Genomic DNA, 16069 nt, shown 5'->3' on the forward strand with positions numbered 1-16069 from the left:
CACCAACCAATAATCACACGCATCGACGTGGGTTTAACGATGGCAGTAAAAAGCCGCACAAAGGCGGCTTTATCTAACGTTGGTAGGGTGACTGATTAGGCAAAGAACACCATCAGCATCAAGATTGGGCATACTAAGCGCACATACCAAGGCCAAATCTTCCAAAACCAGCTGTTGGCTATCTCTGGGTAACCTTGCTGCAACTCAGAGAGGATCTGGTGACGATTCCAAATCCAGCCTGCGATTAAAGTGATCAGCAACGCAATGATTGGTTGTGAATAAACCGTCGTCAGCTCAATCACAAAGCCAAACATGCTCGAGAAATTCAGCACAATCCCCCCTGAAATGAGCATGACTAAGCTGCCAATCCACAGCACTGCGGTAGTACGTTTTTGCTGTAACTCTTCCACTGCGCAAGCGACTGGAACTTCCAACATCGAAATCGATGAAGTGAGCGCGGCGATAATCATCAATAAGAAGAAGATCATCCCGATCACACCACCGATAGCCCCCATGCTGTCAAACATAGCAGGCAGCACAGTAAAGACTAAAGTGTCAGAGTTAAGCAGCTCACCCGAGGCAGAAAAAATCTCAACGCCATTATTTTTGGCCACAAACATCGCCGGTAACACCATTAAACCGGCGATAAACGCCACACTGGTATCAATTAAGGCTACTTGCGCCGCAGTTTTCGGTATGTTGGTATTTTTATTCAGGTATGAGCCATAGGTGGTCATCACACAAACACCGAGTGACAAAGAGAAAAAGGCTTGCCCCATCGCATTGACCACTACGCCTGGCGTGAAGTGGCTAATATCCGGTACTAAGTACATTTTCAGTCCGTCAATAGCTCCGAGCTGAGTAAAAATGTACACCGTAAGTAAACCAAACAAAATAAACAACAGTGGCATTAAACGGGTCGACCATTTTTCAATACCATTGGCAACACCATTGCGCACCACAAACATGGTTAACGCCATAAATGCCACCATCAAAATCAGGTTTCGTTCAGTGCTAAAAGTGGTTAGCCATTGGCTGGCACTCTCTGCGCCAAGCAGAGTTAAACCACCGCCAAACAGTGAACCGACCAGCCAGCCAGCCACAATGGCATAAAAACTCAAAATCAGCGACACCACTATCATGCCCGCGATACCGAGTAAAATGGCACAAAATTTGCCCTTTGGCCATACGGCACGAAATGCTCGGATCGGGTTAGATTGCCCATAGCGACCAATGGTTAACTCCGCCACCAGCATTGGGTAAGCCAGTAAAAACACCATACATAGATAGACCAACAGAAATACGGCACCACCATTACTCGCGGCTTGGGTTGGAAATCCCCATACGTTACCTAGCCCCACCGCAGAACCTGCTGCGGCCATAATAAAACCGAATCGAGAGGTAAACTGACCTCTAGAACTACTTGCCATATTTGCTACCAATTAATTGTGTTTGTCTGAACAGTCACTAACAAGTGTAAAAATAAAATTACACCCAATCGCATATTCACTAAGCCTCGTGGGATGGCAAGTAAATCAGTTTAAGAATAAGATTGGAAGCCCAAACGGTCTATTTTGCTACTAGAAGTGTGCTTTTCTAGTGCATTTGTTTATTTCTTCACCAAAAGCCGTCATCTTACACTCTTCTCTTTCTTCTCCTATGCTTTGGCTTTACTATCAATGACTAAATTTTGCTTGATGATCGGATCCGCATGGACAAGGTTTATCACTTCCTGACACTGCTCAGCATTGCTGTCTACTGGTTACTCGTGGCAGGTGTCACAATACGTGTGGTTCTCAAACGACGCGCCGTCAGCGTATCACTGGCTTGGCTGATGGTGATCTATATCCTTCCCATCGTGGGCGTGTTTTGCTATTTCCTGTTTGGTGAACTCAATCTTGGCCGCAAAAGAGCAGAACGCGCCAAAGAGATGTTTGCCCCGTTTGGCGACTGGTTTCGCTCGCTAAATGATTGCCAAGCCCATGTTCACGAAGGTATGGGGGCGCATATCGCGCGAATTGATGATCTGTGCAATAACCGCATGGGTATTCCTGCATTAAGCGGCAATACCTTATCACTCCTCAATTCGCCGCATGAAATCCTCCATGCCGTGATTGATGATATTCAACGCGCCCAATTTCAAATTCGCATGGTGTTTTATATCTGGCACCCCGGTGGCTTAGCCGACGCAGTAGCGGAAGCATTAATTCAAGCGGCCAAACGTGGGGTGGATGTCAAGCTGTTACTCGACTCTGCGGGTAGCCCGCGTTTTTTCCGTAGTCCTTGGCTCGCCATCATGCGTGACGCTGGCATTGAAGTGGTACAAGCGTTAGAAGTCAGTCCTTGGCGGATTTTCCTGCGCCGCTTAGATTTGCGCCAACACCGTAAGATCATTGTGATTGATGATAAAATTGCCTACACCGGCTCAATGAATATGGTTGATCCGGCTTACTTCAAACAAAATTCCGGTGTCGGCCAATGGGTTGACATTATGGTGCGCATCACCGGTCCCACCGTCAATGTTCTCTCCGCGATTCATTGTTGGGATTGGGAAGTCGAAACCGGTTCACGTAAACTCCCCAACAGCCCAGAGTGTCCTATCGAGCCCCGCCAACCGGATCACCCAATCCAAGTGGTACCCTCAGGCCCCGGCATGCCAGAAAATTTAATTTCTCAGGTGCTCACCTTAGCTATCAACCAAGCGAATCAGTCGGTCTGTATTACTACTCCATATTTTGTGCCGAGTGCCGATTTGTTGGCGACCTTAAAAATGACTGCTCAACGCGGGATCAAGGTCGAGATTATCATTCCGAAAAAAAATGATTCACTGATGGTACAGTGGGCATCGCGAGCATTTTATAGTGAGTTACTCGAAGCTGGTGTGCTGATCTATGAATTTGATGGCGGCTTATTGCATACCAAATCGGTCGTGATTGATCAGCAATTTTGCTTAGTCGGTACCGTGAATTTAGATATGCGCAGCTTATGGCTGAATTTCGAACTGACTTTGGCGGTGGATGATATTGAATTTACACAACAAATGGATTGGCTACAGCAGCAATACATTAGCCAATCCGATTGTGTGATCAGCCCCGAGTGGCAACAACGCCCTTGGCACAACCGATTTTTCGAGCGTGTGTTTTATCTGTTTAATCCACTCCTATAATTTTGCAGCGCCTAGGCTTGCGATTCGATGGAACGAGCCTAATTTAAATTATCTTTGATAAAATCAGACAAGGACAGCCGATGTCACAAGGAAACAAAACCCGTCTCGTCAATGCGGGACGTAACAAAAAATGGACGCTTGGCGTGGTCAATCCTCCCGTACAACGCGCATCCACCGTGATCTTTGATAGTGTGGCGCACAAACATCAAGCCACTTTAGATCGTGCCAATCACAGCTTATTTTACGGCCGTCGGGGCACCACTACCCATTTTGCTTTTCAAGAAGCCATGGTTGAAATCGAAGGCGGTGTCGGTTGTGCACTCTACCCTTGTGGAGCCGCCGCGATCAGCAATGCGATTTTGTCGTTCGTTGCTCAAGGTGATCATATTTTGATGGTCGATACCTGTTACGAACCAACTCGCGACTTTTGCGAAAAAGTCCTCAAAAAACTAGGGGTCAGCACCACCTACTACCACCCGATGATTGGCGAAGCGATCCGTGAACTGATCCAACCCAATACCAAAGTGCTGTTTACTGAATCGCCGGGTTCATTGACCATGGAAGTACAAGATATTCCTACACTAGCGCGCATTGCTCACCAGCACGATATCGTGGTGATGCTAGATAACACTTGGGCAGCAGGTCTATTATTTTCGCCGTTTGAACATGGGGTGGATATTTCGATTCAAGCGGCGACCAAATACATTGTTGGCCACTCCGATGTGATGCTCGGCACGGCGGTCGCCAATCAGAAATGCTGGGCGCAATTGCGAGAACACAGTTATCTGATGGGACAATACGCCTCGCCAGATGATGTGTATATGGCGATGCGCGGCTTACGCACACTGGATGTGCGCATGCGTCAACATCAACAGAACAGCCTACAAATTGCCAAATGGTTACAAGCACAGCCAGCAGTGGATCATGTACGCCATCCGGCATTGACTACCTGTCCGGGACATGCGTTTTTTGAGCGAGATTTCCAAGGCAGTAACGGATTGTTCTCGTTTGTTTTAAAAACCACTCATCCGCAAGCGACCACGGCACTGCTCGATGGTATGCACCATTTTAGGATGGGCTTTTCGTGGGGCGGCTTCGAAAGCTTGATTTTAGCGCACGAACCCAGCGCTTTTGCCTCATTGCGCTCAGTGGCGGATCCACAACTGCCCGGCACCTTGATCCGTGTGCATATCGGACTCGAAGATCCCGAAGATTTGATCGCCGATTTGCAAGCAGGTTTGACTCGCTACCAGCAGATCCTGAATCAATAAACGAGCAATAATGCGGCTTAAATATCACTTAAGCCGCATCAGTGCTGATATTTTCACTCATAACACTTTCCACTAATAATACTTTCACTGACTGCCGCGGGATTGACGGTGGCTTACCCGCGTATGTTGCGGACAACTGACCAAATGGTCATTAACCAAGCCGCAAGCCTGCATAAAGGCATAGCAAATGGTTTCTCCGACAAACTTAAAACCACGTTGTTTGAGAAATTGACTCATGGCTTTGGATTGTGGGGTTGAAGTTGGCACTTCACGCATACTCTGCCAATGGTTGATGATTGGCTGGCCATCAACAAACTGCCATAACGCCGCATCGAGTGAGCCAAACTCTTGCTGCAAAGCTAATGCGGCTTGCGCATTGGAAAATACCGAGGCAATTTTGCCGCGATGTTTGATGACATCAAAATTGGCGATGATCGGGGCAACATCGCTCTCATCACACTGAGCCAAACACGATAAATCATAACCCGCAAAGGCTTGGCGATAACTGTCGCGCTTTTTCAAAACCGTCAGCCAACTGAGCCCTGCCTGTGCGCCTTCCAAGGTGAGAAACTCAAATAATTGCGTATCATCATGGACCGCAATCCCCCACTCGTGATCGTGATAAGCACGCTCTAACGGGTGGTGAATTGCCCATGCACAAATCGGTTCCGCACTACTCATCATCGCTCTCCATGATTAATCCTATTATTCGATGGATTTCACTGCTGACTTATCCGTCTAGAATCCACCACTCTTTGTGTTATCACTCAACAATACAACTTTACCGCTTAACCGCAGCGCGATATTGATTCATGCACTCTGCTCAGCTGAATTTAACCAAAGTCAGGCCGCACAATGGCCAGCTCTAAGCTATCATCAATGTCGAGGCGTGATCAGAAAACACTGGCTGAACAGCCGTGAAAATAACTGCCATACAATTGAGCAATCGGCAGCAAATGCGCCTTTTCAATTGGTTTCGCCCTAAAAACAATGGTAGATTAACCGGATTTTGAGGCTGACAGCGCTCGCCTCGCGACTGACTCCAATCACTATGAATGCATTTATACGATTTACCCTAGCACTGTGCAGCACCAGTTTGCTGGCTGGCTGTGGAGAAAACATCGATCACCGTGACATTCACAGTAGCGGTTTTGTCTATTGTGGTGAAAGTGCACCAAGCACCTTTAACCCACAATTGGTAGAAAACGATATTACCTCACACGCGCTCAGTCCGCAGTTGTATGATACCTTACTCACTATTGACCCCGATACGCATTTGCCAAAAGCCAGCTTGGCCAAGCAATGGACTGTAAATCCCAGCCATACTGAGTATATCTTTACGCTACGCCCAGATGTGACATTTCAAACCACAGCTTGGTTTACACCAACACGTCCCCTCAATGCCGATGATGTGGTGTTCAGTTTTAAGCGAATTATCGACCCTAGCCATCCTTACCACACGCTAGATCAAGTTCAGTATCCTTGGTTTCAACGCATTGATTTTCAAGATCTACTACTGGATGTTATTGCACTCGATGACCTAACGGTAAAGTTTGTTCTACGCCATGCTGATAATAGTTTTTTATCCAATATTGCCACCACCCATGCGGTGATCCTCTCCCAAGAATACGCTAACCAACTGCTCATTAATGATGAAAAAAACCAATTGGATACGCAACCCGTTGGTAGTGGTCCATTTTATCTAGCCGAATACCACGCCCGTGATTTGGTTCGTTTAAAACGCCATACAGGCTATTGGAATGGGGTTGCCAAACTTGAGCAAGTGGTGTTTGATATTTCACAGCGTGGCACTGGCATGCTGGCCAAACTGCTGCGCAATGAATGCGATGTGCTGCAAGCGCCGATTTCAAGCCATCTGCCTGCGATTGAAAAAAATCAAACCATCACCCTCACCACCACTCCGGCCATGAATGTGGCTTTTATTGCGGTCAAGACCCAACATCCAGCGCTACGTGATAGCCGAGTGCGTAAAGCACTGAATTTTGCCATCAATCGACAAAATATTTTAGATTCCGTCTACTACGGTACTGGCAGTATCGCTTTTACCATCTTGCCTCCCACCTCGTGGGCTTACCAGCAAGATGCAGTACAAATTCGTTACGATCGTAATTATGCGCTGGCGTTACTGCGCGAAGCCGGATTTGCGACTGGATTGGAGTTAACGCTACTCGTCCCACCGACGCCAAAAGCCTACAATCCGAGCCCGAGTAAAACGGCAGAGCTTATCCAAGCCAATTTGGCGGATATTGGTATCAAGCTGCGCTTAATCAATGAAGAGCGTTCGGAATATCAGGCATTAAGTGAACGGCCTAATATCGACCTGTTCTTAACCGGTTGGACAGCAGACAATGGCGATCCCGATAATTTTTTACGCCCTTTGCTCTCATGCGATTCCAATCAAGCTGGACTCAATGTGGCAATGTGGTGTAATGACGACTTCGATGAGCTACTAGACTTAGCTCGCGAAGCCAATAACCCGCGTTATCGCTTAAACCTTTATCATCAGGCGCAACATCTGCTCAACCAAGAGTTTCCGGTCATTCCGCTCACTCATGGCATACCGTTTATCGCCTATCATCAATCGCTCACAGGAGTACATTTGAGTCCCTTCAATGTACTGCCATTTAATACCGTTGAGAGGGTAACCGAATAATGTTCGTCTATACGGTACGAAAATTTAATCTGTTTATCATTACCTTGCTGATATTAACTCTAGTCGGTTATCAGCTCGCCAGATTGGATCCTCATTCACCTTGGAATTTGTTCCATTTTTGGCAAGGCTGGTCAATCTACTTGGTGCAGTTGATGGATCTCAATTTTGGGCTCAACAAATCCGGCGTGCCAATCATCAATGAACTCACCATAGTGTTCCCTGCAACCCTGGAACTGTGTAGCATCGCTTTTATTATGTCGCTACTGATCGGTATTCCCGTCGGTACACTGGCAGGAGTGCGGCAAGGCAAATGGTTAGATACCATCATTTCATTTATTTCGATGGCCGGTTATTCAGCGCCGCTTGTCTGGCTAGCGCTGATGATGATCATGGTGTTTTCCCTTAATTTCCAAGTGTTGCCAGTGGCCGGACGCTATGACTTACTGTACCAAATCGAACCCGTCACTGGCTTTGCACTGATTGATGCTTTTTTATCAAAATCGGCCTATCGCGGCCAAGCGTTACAAAGTGTAATCGAGCATTTGATCCTACCCTGTTTAGTGCTGGCTTTGGCTCCGACCACCCAAGTCATCGGGCAAATGCGCGCCTCGGTGGCTGATGTGATCAGCCAAAACTACATCCGTGTAGCGAAAATTCGTGGCTTATCCAATTATAAAATCATCACCCAGCATGTATTACGTAATGCGATTCCTCCAATGATCCCTAAATTTGGTGTACAGCTTTCAAGTATGCTCACCTTAGTGATCATTACCGAATCAATTTTCAATTGGCCAGGGATTGGACGTTGGTTACTCGATGCGTTAGCCAATCGTGATTTTATGTCGATTCAAGCTGGTGTGATCGTCGTCAGCGTGTTGGTATTAACGGCAAATATTGTATCCGATTTGATTGGCGCCGTTGCTAACCCTTTGGTAAGGAAAGAGTGGTATGTCAAACGGTAATATCTATCAAGAAGAGCTCATTCCAACCCAGTTCGAGCGCTTTTGGCGCAGCTTTCGCGCTAACAATCTGGCAATGTTTGGCTTATGGTCACTGCTGTTAATCACCCTAGTCACAGTTTTGTCACCTTGGATTACCCCCTATGATCCGCAAATACACTCCAGCGTGTTGCTACTTCCCCCCTCATGGGAACCCAGCGGGACGGTGGATTATTTCCTTGGTACTGATGATCTCGGGCGTGATATTCTCTCGCGTTTGATCGACGGCTCACTACTCAGTATCGGTGCTGCGGTGCTGATCACTTTGCTTGCCACTCTGATTGGCGGCGGTATAGGCGCATTAGCGGGTATGACCAACGGTTTGCTGTCTAGCACACTCAATCATCTACTTGATACCGTCATGTCGATCCCCTCACTGTTATTGGCGATCATTTTTGTGGCTTTTCTCGGCGCTGGTGAATTCAATATCCTACTTGCGATTGGGCTTGCGCTGATCCCGCGTTTTATCCGTTCCGTGTATATTGCGGTGCACAATGAAATAGAGAAAGATTATGTGATGGCAGCACGCCTCGATGGTGCCAATGAATTTTATCTGCTCTGGCATTCGATTTTACCCAATGTGCTGCCTGTGATTGTCGCTGAAATTACCATGGCACTTTCGATTGCAATTCTGGATATTACCGCACTTGGCTTCCTCGGACTCGGTGCACAATCACCCAGTACCGAATGGGGAGCGATGCTCGGCGATTCGGCTGAACTGATCTATATCGCGCCGTGGACGGTCATGCTGCCAGGTTTAGCGATTATGTTTACGGTCATGATGATTAACCTAGTGGGTGATGGCATACGTCAAGCACTCAATGCCGGAGTCGAATAATGCCTATTCTTGATATTCGTCACCTGACGATTGAAATTGAGACGCCGCAAGGGCTGGTTAAAGCGGTGGATCGCATGAGCCTCACCATGAATGAAGGTGAGATTCGCGGTTTGGTCGGCGAGTCCGGATCAGGTAAAAGCTTAGTCGCCAAAGCCATTGTCGGTATTTGCAAAGAAAACTGGCGTATTACCGCCGACCGGATGCGACTGGGTAATATTGATTTGCTGCAACTGACGCCGCGTGAACGCCGCCGCGTGATTGCGCGAGACGTGGCGATGATTTTTCAAGAGCCGTCAGCCTGTCTCGATCCTTCCGAAGAAGTCGGTCACCAGTTAATTGAATCCATCCCCTTTCGCACTTTTGAAGGTCGTTGGTGGCAACGTTTTACTTGGCGCAAAAAACAGGCCATCGCCCTATTGCACAAAGTGGGGATTAAAGATCACAAAGACATTATGTCCAGTTACCCTTACGAGCTGACTGATGGTGAATGTCAAAAAGTGATGATTGCGATGGCAATTGCGGCTAAACCTAAATTGTTGATTGCCGATGAGCCAACCAACGACGTTGACCCCATCACCCAATCGCAAATTTTACGTTTATTGAGCCGCATGAATCAGGTTAACAGCACCTCGATTTTATTGATCGGCCATGACTTGACCACCATTACTCAATGGGCGGATCGCATTACAGTGATGTATTGCGGTCAATCAGTTGAATCAGCGGATACGCCCAAACTCGTCAGCGAACCCAAGCATCCTTATACTGCGGCGCTACTCAAAGCAATGCCCGATTTTAGTGATTGGATCCCTCATAAGCAGAAATTTCAGTCACTGCCCGGATCGATTCCACCACTGCAACACTTACCTATTGGTTGCCGTTTAGGGCCTCGTTGTCCTTACGCACAGCGTCAATGCGTCGAAGTTCCCCATTCGCGCTGGATAAAAAACCATAAGTTTTCTTGTCATTTCCCGCTCAATATGGAGTCACCACAATGAGTGCGCTGTTAGAAGTCATCGATCTGCATAAAGACTTTGTCACTCGCTTTGGCTTTTTACGCAAACAAATCCAGCACGCGGTGAAACCGGTCAGCTTTACGCTAGAAGCAGGACAAACCATTGGTTTTATTGGACAAAATGGTTCAGGAAAATCCACATTAGCCCGAATGTTAGCCGGCATGGTCGCGCCAAGCGGTGGCGAAATCCGCGTGAATGGCGAGCGATTAGAGCATAAAGATTACGCGACGCGCTGTAAGTTAATTCGGATGATTTTCCAAGATCCCAACACTTCACTCAATCCACGGCTACAAATTGGCGCAATTTTAGAAGGGCCGCTGAAACGTAACACCAATATGCCTCCTGAAGCACGTCAGCGTCGGGTAAAAGAGACCCTGCAACGAGTTGGTTTACTGCCTGAGCATGCCTATTTTTACCCGCAGATGCTCGCTACAGGGCAAAAACAGCGGATTTGTCTTGCCCGTGCGCTGATTTTGCAGCCATCGATTATTATTGCCGATGAGGCGTTAAACGGTTTGGATATGGCGATGCGTTCACAAATTCTCAATCTGTTTTTGGAACTACAAGAAGAGATGGGGGTGTCGTTTGTCTATGTGTCACAGCATATTGGCGTGATCAAACACATTACCGACAAAATTATCGTCATGCATGAAGGTGAAGTGGTTGAATCGGGCAATACCCACGAAGTGTTGGCTGATCCACAGCATCCGATCACCCAGCGCATGATTGAAAGCCACTTTACCAAAGCGCCAACGTTTAAGTATTAAGCAGAGAAGATTAAGCGGTGAATGATTAAATCGTTAACTGCTCAAAGTTAATCGTGAATTATGAGCGATGCGGCACGGCTGCCCACATCGCTCAAGTCTGCTAATCATTAGCGGCGATGAGCGCGTTTTTTTAGCTCAACATCAAACTCATCCGGGAATAAAATCACCCCTTCCTGATCATCATTAGGAAAGACGACCACTGACAAATCATCTTGCTCTAAACCTTGAGTCCAGCGGCTGAACCATTTATTGAGCCCTATCGCTTCTGGGCTACATTCCGCCCATTCACCGGTTGCCCAAGCTTGAGCAAACTCGCGCTGTGGCCATACCGGAACACAATCTTCTTCATCAGTATTGAGCATCACACAACCATGCTCATCTTTTAAAATCCACACTTGCTGATGAGCAACAATCTCTGTTAAGCAGTAATTAAAGCGCTGCTCTTGATCATATTGATTAATCAGCGCGATCTGCTCTGCGGTTAATGGATTAGACATTTGGTTTCCCCATGTAAATAAACCACTCTGGTGAGTGATAAAATGGCAGGCCAACACCTACCCCCAGCAATAAAAAACGCCCACATCAAACTGACGTGAGCGTGACTTTAGTAAAATGTTAACCGTGAAGCGAAGATCACGCCAGCTCTGTTTGCAGCCAAGGCCAACCTTGTTTTTTACGGCTGAGGGTGTTTTCCATCATCAGCACGCCATCTTGTTGGTGTTTAGTCAGCTTTTCAGCCCACTCACCTTTAAACAGCAAACGAGTTTGTGCGGTGGTGATATCGGTCAGCATCAATGCAGCTAACGCCAGTGACTCTTGCTCACAACGGCGTTGCAGATCCGCTTCTAGCGCATCAATCATATCCGCGACTTGCTCTAAGGTTGCCAGCTCAATTTGGCCCACCACCAGATCGCGGCCATTGAATGGGTAAGCTTTGAGATCTTTTTCAATCAGTTGTGCCGCGCTTAAACCATCTATATCGGTTTTGGCGATCAGCAGCGCTTTGATAAAGCCATCCAGATCCGTCACACCTGCCAAGACTGCCAATTCAGCAACTGCATCTTGGTCTTTTTGCGTACAAGTTGGAGAGGCAAAACCTACAGTATCAGACAAAATCGCTGACATCATCAGCAGTGCCAATGGACGGGTGATCGGCGTGTTTTCCATCTTGAATAAGTTGAACAAGATAGTGCTGGTACAACCTACCGGCCAAATCCACGCTTCCAGCGGATTGACAGTCATCACATCACCCAAACGATGGTGATCAACAATACCCAAGATCTCAGCTTGGTTAAGATCGTCAGGAGCTTGAGCCAAATCGCTGTAATCCACCAGCCATACCTGCTGACCAGCCACGCTAGTGCACAGCTCAGGCTGTTCAACGCCAGCCACATTTAAAATGTGCTGAGTTTCACGGTTAATCTCTCCTTGGCGTACCGCTTTAGCCGCCAAACCACGGGCTTTCAACAGCTCTGCGGCGACTAATGCGCTGCAAATGCTGTCACTATCTGGATTCTTATGACCTACAACTAAAATCATGTTATTACCTACTTTTTCTTTTTGTCGTTGCGCATAGCCTTACCGGTTGATGCCACAACAGAGTTAACCACCGCCAGATCTCGTTAGATTTATCAGGCGTCAATCGAGGGAGTTCGTGGGAGGATTTTATCACAAGCTTGACGAGCTAGCGCCCTAGCAACATGCATCTGCACAACTAATGTGCAAGATTTTTAAGATAATTTTGTTGATTCAGGTTACTCACGGCGTTTACCCCAAGTTATCCACAGAAAATGTGGATAACGCGAAACCATTCCGCTAGCACGATTCGCAAAATCGGCTTAAAAAAATCCCCAAGCCAAGCTCAGGGATTTGGGTGACAAAAGTCAGTTTATACCATCGATCAATCTTTCAGATAAATCAGCCAGTACCACAAACCAACAAACACGCCACCACCAACAATGTTGCCAAGTGTCACAGGCACCAAGTTGTTAATAATGAAATCAACAAAATTCAAATCTGCATAACTAGCAATATTGGCACCCGTCATCGCCCAAAAGCTTTCAGGCGCTAAGTATTTAATGCCAATCGCCATCGGCACCTGAAACATGTTAGCGATACAGTGTTCAAAACCTGACGATACAAACATCGCCACCGGCAGGATCATCACCATAACTTTATCGGTCAGTGAACGCGCACCAAACGTCATCCATACCGCTAAACAGACCAAAATGTTACACATCAGGCCCAATGCAAAAGCTTGTAAAAATGTGTGATGCAATTTGTGCTGAGCAATCGCCATGGTATTTAAACCAACTTGACCACCCGCTTCCATAAACTGACGAGTAGCGAGCATGATCATGACTAAGATCACCGCACCACACAGATTACCTAAATAGACGACTGTCCAGTTACGGGCCAGTTGCTTCCACGAGATTTTACCACTCGCTTTGGCCACTAAAATCAGCACTGAACTGGTGAACAGTTCACCGCCGGTCACCACCACCAAAATTAGCCCTAGGCTAAAAGCAAGCCCACCGAGTAATTTGGTGACACCGTAAGGCATATCGTATCCACCGGTTGTGACTAAGGTGTAAAACACGAATGCAATACCGATATGGATACCAGCAGCAATGGCTAGTAGAAAAGATTTATACGCAGGTTTTTTGGCTTTCTCGACACCGATATTGGCAGCACGCTCGGCCATTTGCGGAGGCAGAAAAGAATCGAATTGGCTATGGTTCATGGGACGATGATAATTTAACACAAACAAAAGAGGGTCGGGATAATCGCTCTATTTCCTTTTTAATTCAAGGGCTATTTACGATGTTCAATCAAAATCTTGCTTGGTTTAATTTTCTGCAATTCAAGCACAGTTGGTGACCAGCCATTCGGCTTATCTTAATGGCATGATGTAGCAAAGAAATGGCATCAGGTGCTGAAAAAAACGCCAGATCGGGTACAGCTAACAGTTCTGCTTACTCAATGTTGCAGCTTGCTGCTCGGCAACCTATTGTTGCGGCAATAATCGCTTAAAAAGGTAACGCTTATGAAATTTACTCCGCTGCATATCGATGAGCTTAATTTACTGCTGCAATTTGATTTAAGTAGTGCAGCAACAGGGATAAAAGTCCGCAACGATGCTTCTGAAGCGATGCAAACCGCAGTCGTACGTTTGTATAACAAAGGGTTATGCACTCAAATCGATGGTGGCTATCTAACTGACGAAGGGATCGAAATGGCCCAATACGCTGAACGAGTCCTACGCGTATTAAACGCTTAGTCTCTCGCTAATCCGTTTGTTAATGAGCGCTGAATGCGCTCATTGTGTTTGTTGCATCTGGTTGACGAGATAATCGACTATCCACTATCGTCGATTAGCACTTATTGCCCAGCTTGGAGGATAGAAGCCGTCATGCGTAAACCACTGTATCAGCAGATTGAAATCCTATGGCACTATTTGCAGCTGCATCAATCGATTGAGCCTGCCGATGTGATCGTTGTGCTGGGCAGTAATGATCTGCGCGTTGCCGAACATGCCGCCAAACTCTATCACCAAGGCCTAGCGCCATGTCTGCTGTTTTCCGGTGGCTATGGCCGCTTTACTCAAGGGGTATTCTCCGAACCAGAAGCGCAACTCTTTGCCGCGATAGCCAAAGATGCTGGCGTACCAGCGCATGCTATATTGCTGGAAACCCAATCTACGAACAGTGGTGAAAATATCCGTTTTAGCCATCAATTATTAGTCGAGCGATCACAGCCCGCCAAACGAATTTTATTGCTCCACAAGCCGTATATGGAAAGACGTGCTTATGCCACTTTTATGCAGCAATGGCCAGACCCGGTTGATAGTGTGCAGGTCAGCTCAAGCGCGACAAGCTTTTTTGACTATTTAACCCACGAACTGACCAGTGATGTGGTGCTAAGTGCCATGCTGGAGGATTTTGAGCGGATCCGTGACTATCCGGTCTTAGGTTTTCAAATCGAGCAGCCGATTTCGCCCCAAGTCATGCAAGCCTACCAAGCCCTGTTGCCATTTAAAATCAACGCTGAATAATCAAACTTGACCCTACCGCTTGAATGGCTGACATCTCAAGTAACCAATAGCCGTCAACAATGTTGACCAACACGTCGCATCACACGCCTATTTTGCTGAGGCTAAACTTTGGTTAGACTGTAGTTTCTCACCTAACTGGACGCTAGCTTCATGAAACAACTGCTTGATTTTATCCCGCTGATCATCTTCTTTGCCTTGTATAAGCTGTACGATATATATGCAGCCACGGCGGCTTTGATCATCGCCAGCGCACTGCAACTGCTGATCACCTATGCCATTTATAAGAAAGTTGAAAAAATCCAGTTGATCACCGGTGTCATGGTCGCGCTATTTGGTGGCATGACCTTAGCGCTGCACGATGACAACTTTATCAAATGGAAAGTCACCATTGTTTATGTGGTATTTGCCCTCGGTTTAACCATCAGCCATCTGATCGGCAAATCCGCAATCAAAACCATGCTTGGCCAAGAGCTTCGCTTACCAGACCGTGCATGGGCTACCATTAACTGGGCATGGGTAAGCTTTTTCAGTCTGTGCGCCGCCCTTAATTTATACATCGCTTACCAACTCCCGTTGGATGTATGGGTCAATTTTAAAGTGTTTGGCTTACTGATCGCCACTCTGCTGTTTACCCTGCTCACCGGGGGTTATATCTATAAACAGCTAGCCCAGCAGCCTGAGCAATAAACGCACGGCATAGAGAAGGTAAATGGTTTATTACAAATGGTGCTAAGGGGTACTTCCGCCTACAAATTATGGTTATAATCCCCTCTCACCCACAGCGACCTAATTCGGTCGTTGTTTGATTTGCAATGGATAACCAAATGGATCAAAGTGTGAACACCCCCAAAGGCCAGCTTTTGCTGCGCACTCTCGCCATGCCAGCCGACACCAACGCCAACGGTGACATTTTCGGTGGTTGGATCATGTCTCAGCTCGATTTGGCTGGAGGCATTTTGGCCAAAGAGATCTCCTGTGGCCGGATTGTGACGGTTTCGGTCTCCAGTATCACATTTAAAAAACCGGTCACCGTGGGTGATGTGGTATGTTGCTACGGTGACTGCATCAAAATTGGCCGCACCTCGATGACCATTAATCTTGAAGTTTGGGTAAAACCAGTTAAAGAAGATGGTATTGGCGAACGTTTCCAAGTTTGTGAAGCAACCTTCAACTACGTGGCGATCGATGCGAATGGCCGTCCCAGAGAAATAAGCCTTCATGGCGGATCACAGAAATCGTGTTAACCGGCTGTGTTTAGCAAAGCAGTTGCGTAAAATTGTGGTTTTGC

General features: G+C 47.0%; 16 protein-coding genes. 11 read left to right on the forward strand and 5 right to left on the reverse strand.

Going from position 1 to position 16069, the window contains the following annotated elements; genetic code table 11:
* Positions 1–95: 95 nt before the first annotated feature.
* Positions 96–1430: a sodium-dependent transporter gene (locus OOK74_RS06450; RefSeq protein ID WP_274721484.1), complete on the reverse strand. Its 1335-nt coding sequence runs from the start codon at positions 1428–1430 to the stop codon at positions 96–98.
* A gap of 281 nt (positions 1431–1711) precedes the next feature.
* Between OOK74_RS06450 and cls the strand changes: the two genes are divergently transcribed.
* Positions 1712–3166, forward strand: coding sequence for a cardiolipin synthase (cls, locus tag OOK74_RS06455; protein ID WP_274721483.1), 1455 nt, complete (start codon positions 1712–1714; stop codon positions 3164–3166).
* An 80-nt stretch (positions 3167–3246) separates the two neighbouring features.
* A complete protein-coding gene (locus tag OOK74_RS06460) occupies positions 3247–4437 on the forward strand; it encodes a cystathionine beta-lyase (RefSeq protein ID WP_274721482.1) in 1191 nt (396 codons plus the stop codon).
* 84 nt (positions 4438–4521) lie between these two features.
* On the opposite strand, the gene OOK74_RS06465 is transcribed toward OOK74_RS06460, so the two are convergent.
* A complete protein-coding gene (locus OOK74_RS06465; protein ID WP_406707936.1) occupies positions 4522–5118 on the reverse strand; it encodes a DNA-3-methyladenine glycosylase I in 597 nt (198 codons plus the stop codon).
* Positions 5119–5488: 370 nt separating this feature from the next.
* Between OOK74_RS06465 and OOK74_RS06470 the strand changes: the two genes are divergently transcribed.
* Genes OOK74_RS06470 through OOK74_RS06490 form a run of 5 tightly spaced genes read left to right on the forward strand, consistent with a single transcriptional unit; the run spans position 5489 to position 10727 of the window.
* Positions 5489–7111 (forward strand): ABC transporter substrate-binding protein, encoded by a 1623-nt coding sequence (locus tag OOK74_RS06470; RefSeq protein WP_274721480.1) that lies wholly within the window; start codon positions 5489–5491, stop codon positions 7109–7111.
* Complete coding sequence (locus OOK74_RS06475; protein WP_278182452.1) at positions 7111–8073, forward strand: ABC transporter permease; 963 nt, start codon at positions 7111–7113, stop codon at positions 8071–8073. The genes OOK74_RS06470 and OOK74_RS06475 overlap by 1 nt, the downstream gene beginning before the upstream one ends.
* On the forward strand, positions 8060–8947 hold the full coding sequence (gene sapC / locus OOK74_RS06480; protein ID WP_278182453.1) for a putrescine export ABC transporter permease SapC: 888 nt from the start codon (positions 8060–8062) through the stop codon (positions 8945–8947). The genes OOK74_RS06475 and sapC overlap by 14 nt, the downstream gene beginning before the upstream one ends.
* The gene (locus tag OOK74_RS06485; protein ID WP_274721477.1) at positions 8947–9942 is read left to right on the forward strand and encodes a peptide ABC transporter ATP-binding protein; all 996 of its coding nucleotides are present in this window, start codon (positions 8947–8949) and stop codon (positions 9940–9942) included. The genes sapC and OOK74_RS06485 overlap by 1 nt, the downstream gene beginning before the upstream one ends.
* On the forward strand, positions 9939–10727 hold the full coding sequence (locus OOK74_RS06490; RefSeq protein ID WP_166014866.1) for a peptide ABC transporter ATP-binding protein: 789 nt from the start codon (positions 9939–9941) through the stop codon (positions 10725–10727). The genes OOK74_RS06485 and OOK74_RS06490 overlap by 4 nt, the downstream gene beginning before the upstream one ends.
* 107 nt (positions 10728–10834) lie before the next feature.
* Here the strand turns inward: OOK74_RS06490 and OOK74_RS06495 are convergent, their stop codons facing one another.
* From OOK74_RS06495 to focA, 3 genes are all read right to left on the reverse strand, one after another.
* The gene (locus tag OOK74_RS06495) at positions 10835–11224 is read right to left on the reverse strand and encodes a DUF2750 domain-containing protein (RefSeq protein WP_166014865.1); all 390 of its coding nucleotides are present in this window, start codon (positions 11222–11224) and stop codon (positions 10835–10837) included.
* A 136-nt stretch (positions 11225–11360) separates the two neighbouring features.
* The gene (locus tag OOK74_RS06500) at positions 11361–12266 is read right to left on the reverse strand and encodes a manganese-dependent inorganic pyrophosphatase (protein WP_274721476.1); all 906 of its coding nucleotides are present in this window, start codon (positions 12264–12266) and stop codon (positions 11361–11363) included.
* Positions 12267–12627: 361 nt separating this feature from the next.
* Positions 12628–13470, reverse strand: coding sequence for a formate transporter FocA (gene focA, locus OOK74_RS06505; RefSeq protein WP_274721475.1), 843 nt, complete (start codon positions 13468–13470; stop codon positions 12628–12630).
* A gap of 303 nt (positions 13471–13773) precedes the next feature.
* Between focA and OOK74_RS06510 the strand changes: the two genes are divergently transcribed.
* From OOK74_RS06510 to yciA, 4 genes are all read left to right on the forward strand, one after another.
* Entirely contained in the window at positions 13774–14007 is a 234-nt protein-coding gene (locus OOK74_RS06510) for a TIGR02647 family protein (RefSeq protein ID WP_274721474.1), read from the forward strand.
* A gap of 132 nt (positions 14008–14139) precedes the next feature.
* Positions 14140–14781 (forward strand): YdcF family protein, encoded by a 642-nt coding sequence (locus OOK74_RS06515; RefSeq protein ID WP_274721473.1) that lies wholly within the window; start codon positions 14140–14142, stop codon positions 14779–14781.
* Positions 14782–14931: 150 nt separating this feature from the next.
* Positions 14932–15468: a septation protein A gene (locus tag OOK74_RS06520; protein ID WP_274721472.1), complete on the forward strand. Its 537-nt coding sequence runs from the start codon at positions 14932–14934 to the stop codon at positions 15466–15468.
* 137 nt (positions 15469–15605) lie between these two features.
* Positions 15606–16025, forward strand: a complete 420-nt coding sequence (gene yciA, locus OOK74_RS06525; protein WP_274721471.1) for an acyl-CoA thioester hydrolase YciA — start codon at positions 15606–15608, stop codon at positions 16023–16025.
* Positions 16026–16069 lie beyond the last annotated feature (44 nt).

Source organism: Vibrio misgurnus, from assembly GCF_029635775.1.
In the GTDB taxonomy this organism is placed as follows: Bacteria; Pseudomonadota; Gammaproteobacteria; order Enterobacterales; family Vibrionaceae; genus Vibrio; species Vibrio chanodichtyis.

Bases quoted from the DNA above. Each gene is read 5' to 3' on its own strand.
- cls (WP_274721483.1), top strand. From the start codon at position 1,712: ATGGACAAGGTTTATCACTTCCTGACACTGCTCAGCATTGCTGTCTAC.
- OOK74_RS06475 (WP_278182452.1), top strand. From the start codon at position 7,111: ATGTTCGTCTATACGGTACGAAAATTTAATCTGTTTATCATTACCTTG.
- OOK74_RS06470 (WP_274721480.1), top strand. From the start codon at position 5,489: ATGAATGCATTTATACGATTTACCCTAGCACTGTGCAGCACCAGTTTG.
- OOK74_RS06510 (WP_274721474.1), top strand. From the start codon at position 13,774: ATGAAATTTACTCCGCTGCATATCGATGAGCTTAATTTACTGCTGCAA.
- OOK74_RS06450 (WP_274721484.1), bottom strand. From the start codon at position 1,430: ATGGCAAGTAGTTCTAGAGGTCAGTTTACCTCTCGATTCGGTTTTATT.
- sapC (WP_278182453.1), top strand. From the start codon at position 8,060: ATGTCAAACGGTAATATCTATCAAGAAGAGCTCATTCCAACCCAGTTC.
- OOK74_RS06460 (WP_274721482.1), top strand. From the start codon at position 3,247: ATGTCACAAGGAAACAAAACCCGTCTCGTCAATGCGGGACGTAACAAA.
- OOK74_RS06465 (WP_406707936.1), bottom strand. From the start codon at position 5,118: ATGAGTAGTGCGGAACCGATTTGTGCATGGGCAATTCACCACCCGTTA.
- yciA (WP_274721471.1), top strand. From the start codon at position 15,606: ATGGATCAAAGTGTGAACACCCCCAAAGGCCAGCTTTTGCTGCGCACT.
- OOK74_RS06520 (WP_274721472.1), top strand. From the start codon at position 14,932: ATGAAACAACTGCTTGATTTTATCCCGCTGATCATCTTCTTTGCCTTG.
- OOK74_RS06485 (WP_274721477.1), top strand. From the start codon at position 8,947: ATGCCTATTCTTGATATTCGTCACCTGACGATTGAAATTGAGACGCCG.
- OOK74_RS06515 (WP_274721473.1), top strand. From the start codon at position 14,140: ATGCGTAAACCACTGTATCAGCAGATTGAAATCCTATGGCACTATTTG.
- OOK74_RS06495 (WP_166014865.1), bottom strand. From the start codon at position 11,224: ATGTCTAATCCATTAACCGCAGAGCAGATCGCGCTGATTAATCAATAT.
- OOK74_RS06500 (WP_274721476.1), bottom strand. From the start codon at position 12,266: ATGATTTTAGTTGTAGGTCATAAGAATCCAGATAGTGACAGCATTTGC.
- focA (WP_274721475.1), bottom strand. From the start codon at position 13,470: ATGAACCATAGCCAATTCGATTCTTTTCTGCCTCCGCAAATGGCCGAG.
- OOK74_RS06490 (WP_166014866.1), top strand. From the start codon at position 9,939: ATGAGTGCGCTGTTAGAAGTCATCGATCTGCATAAAGACTTTGTCACT.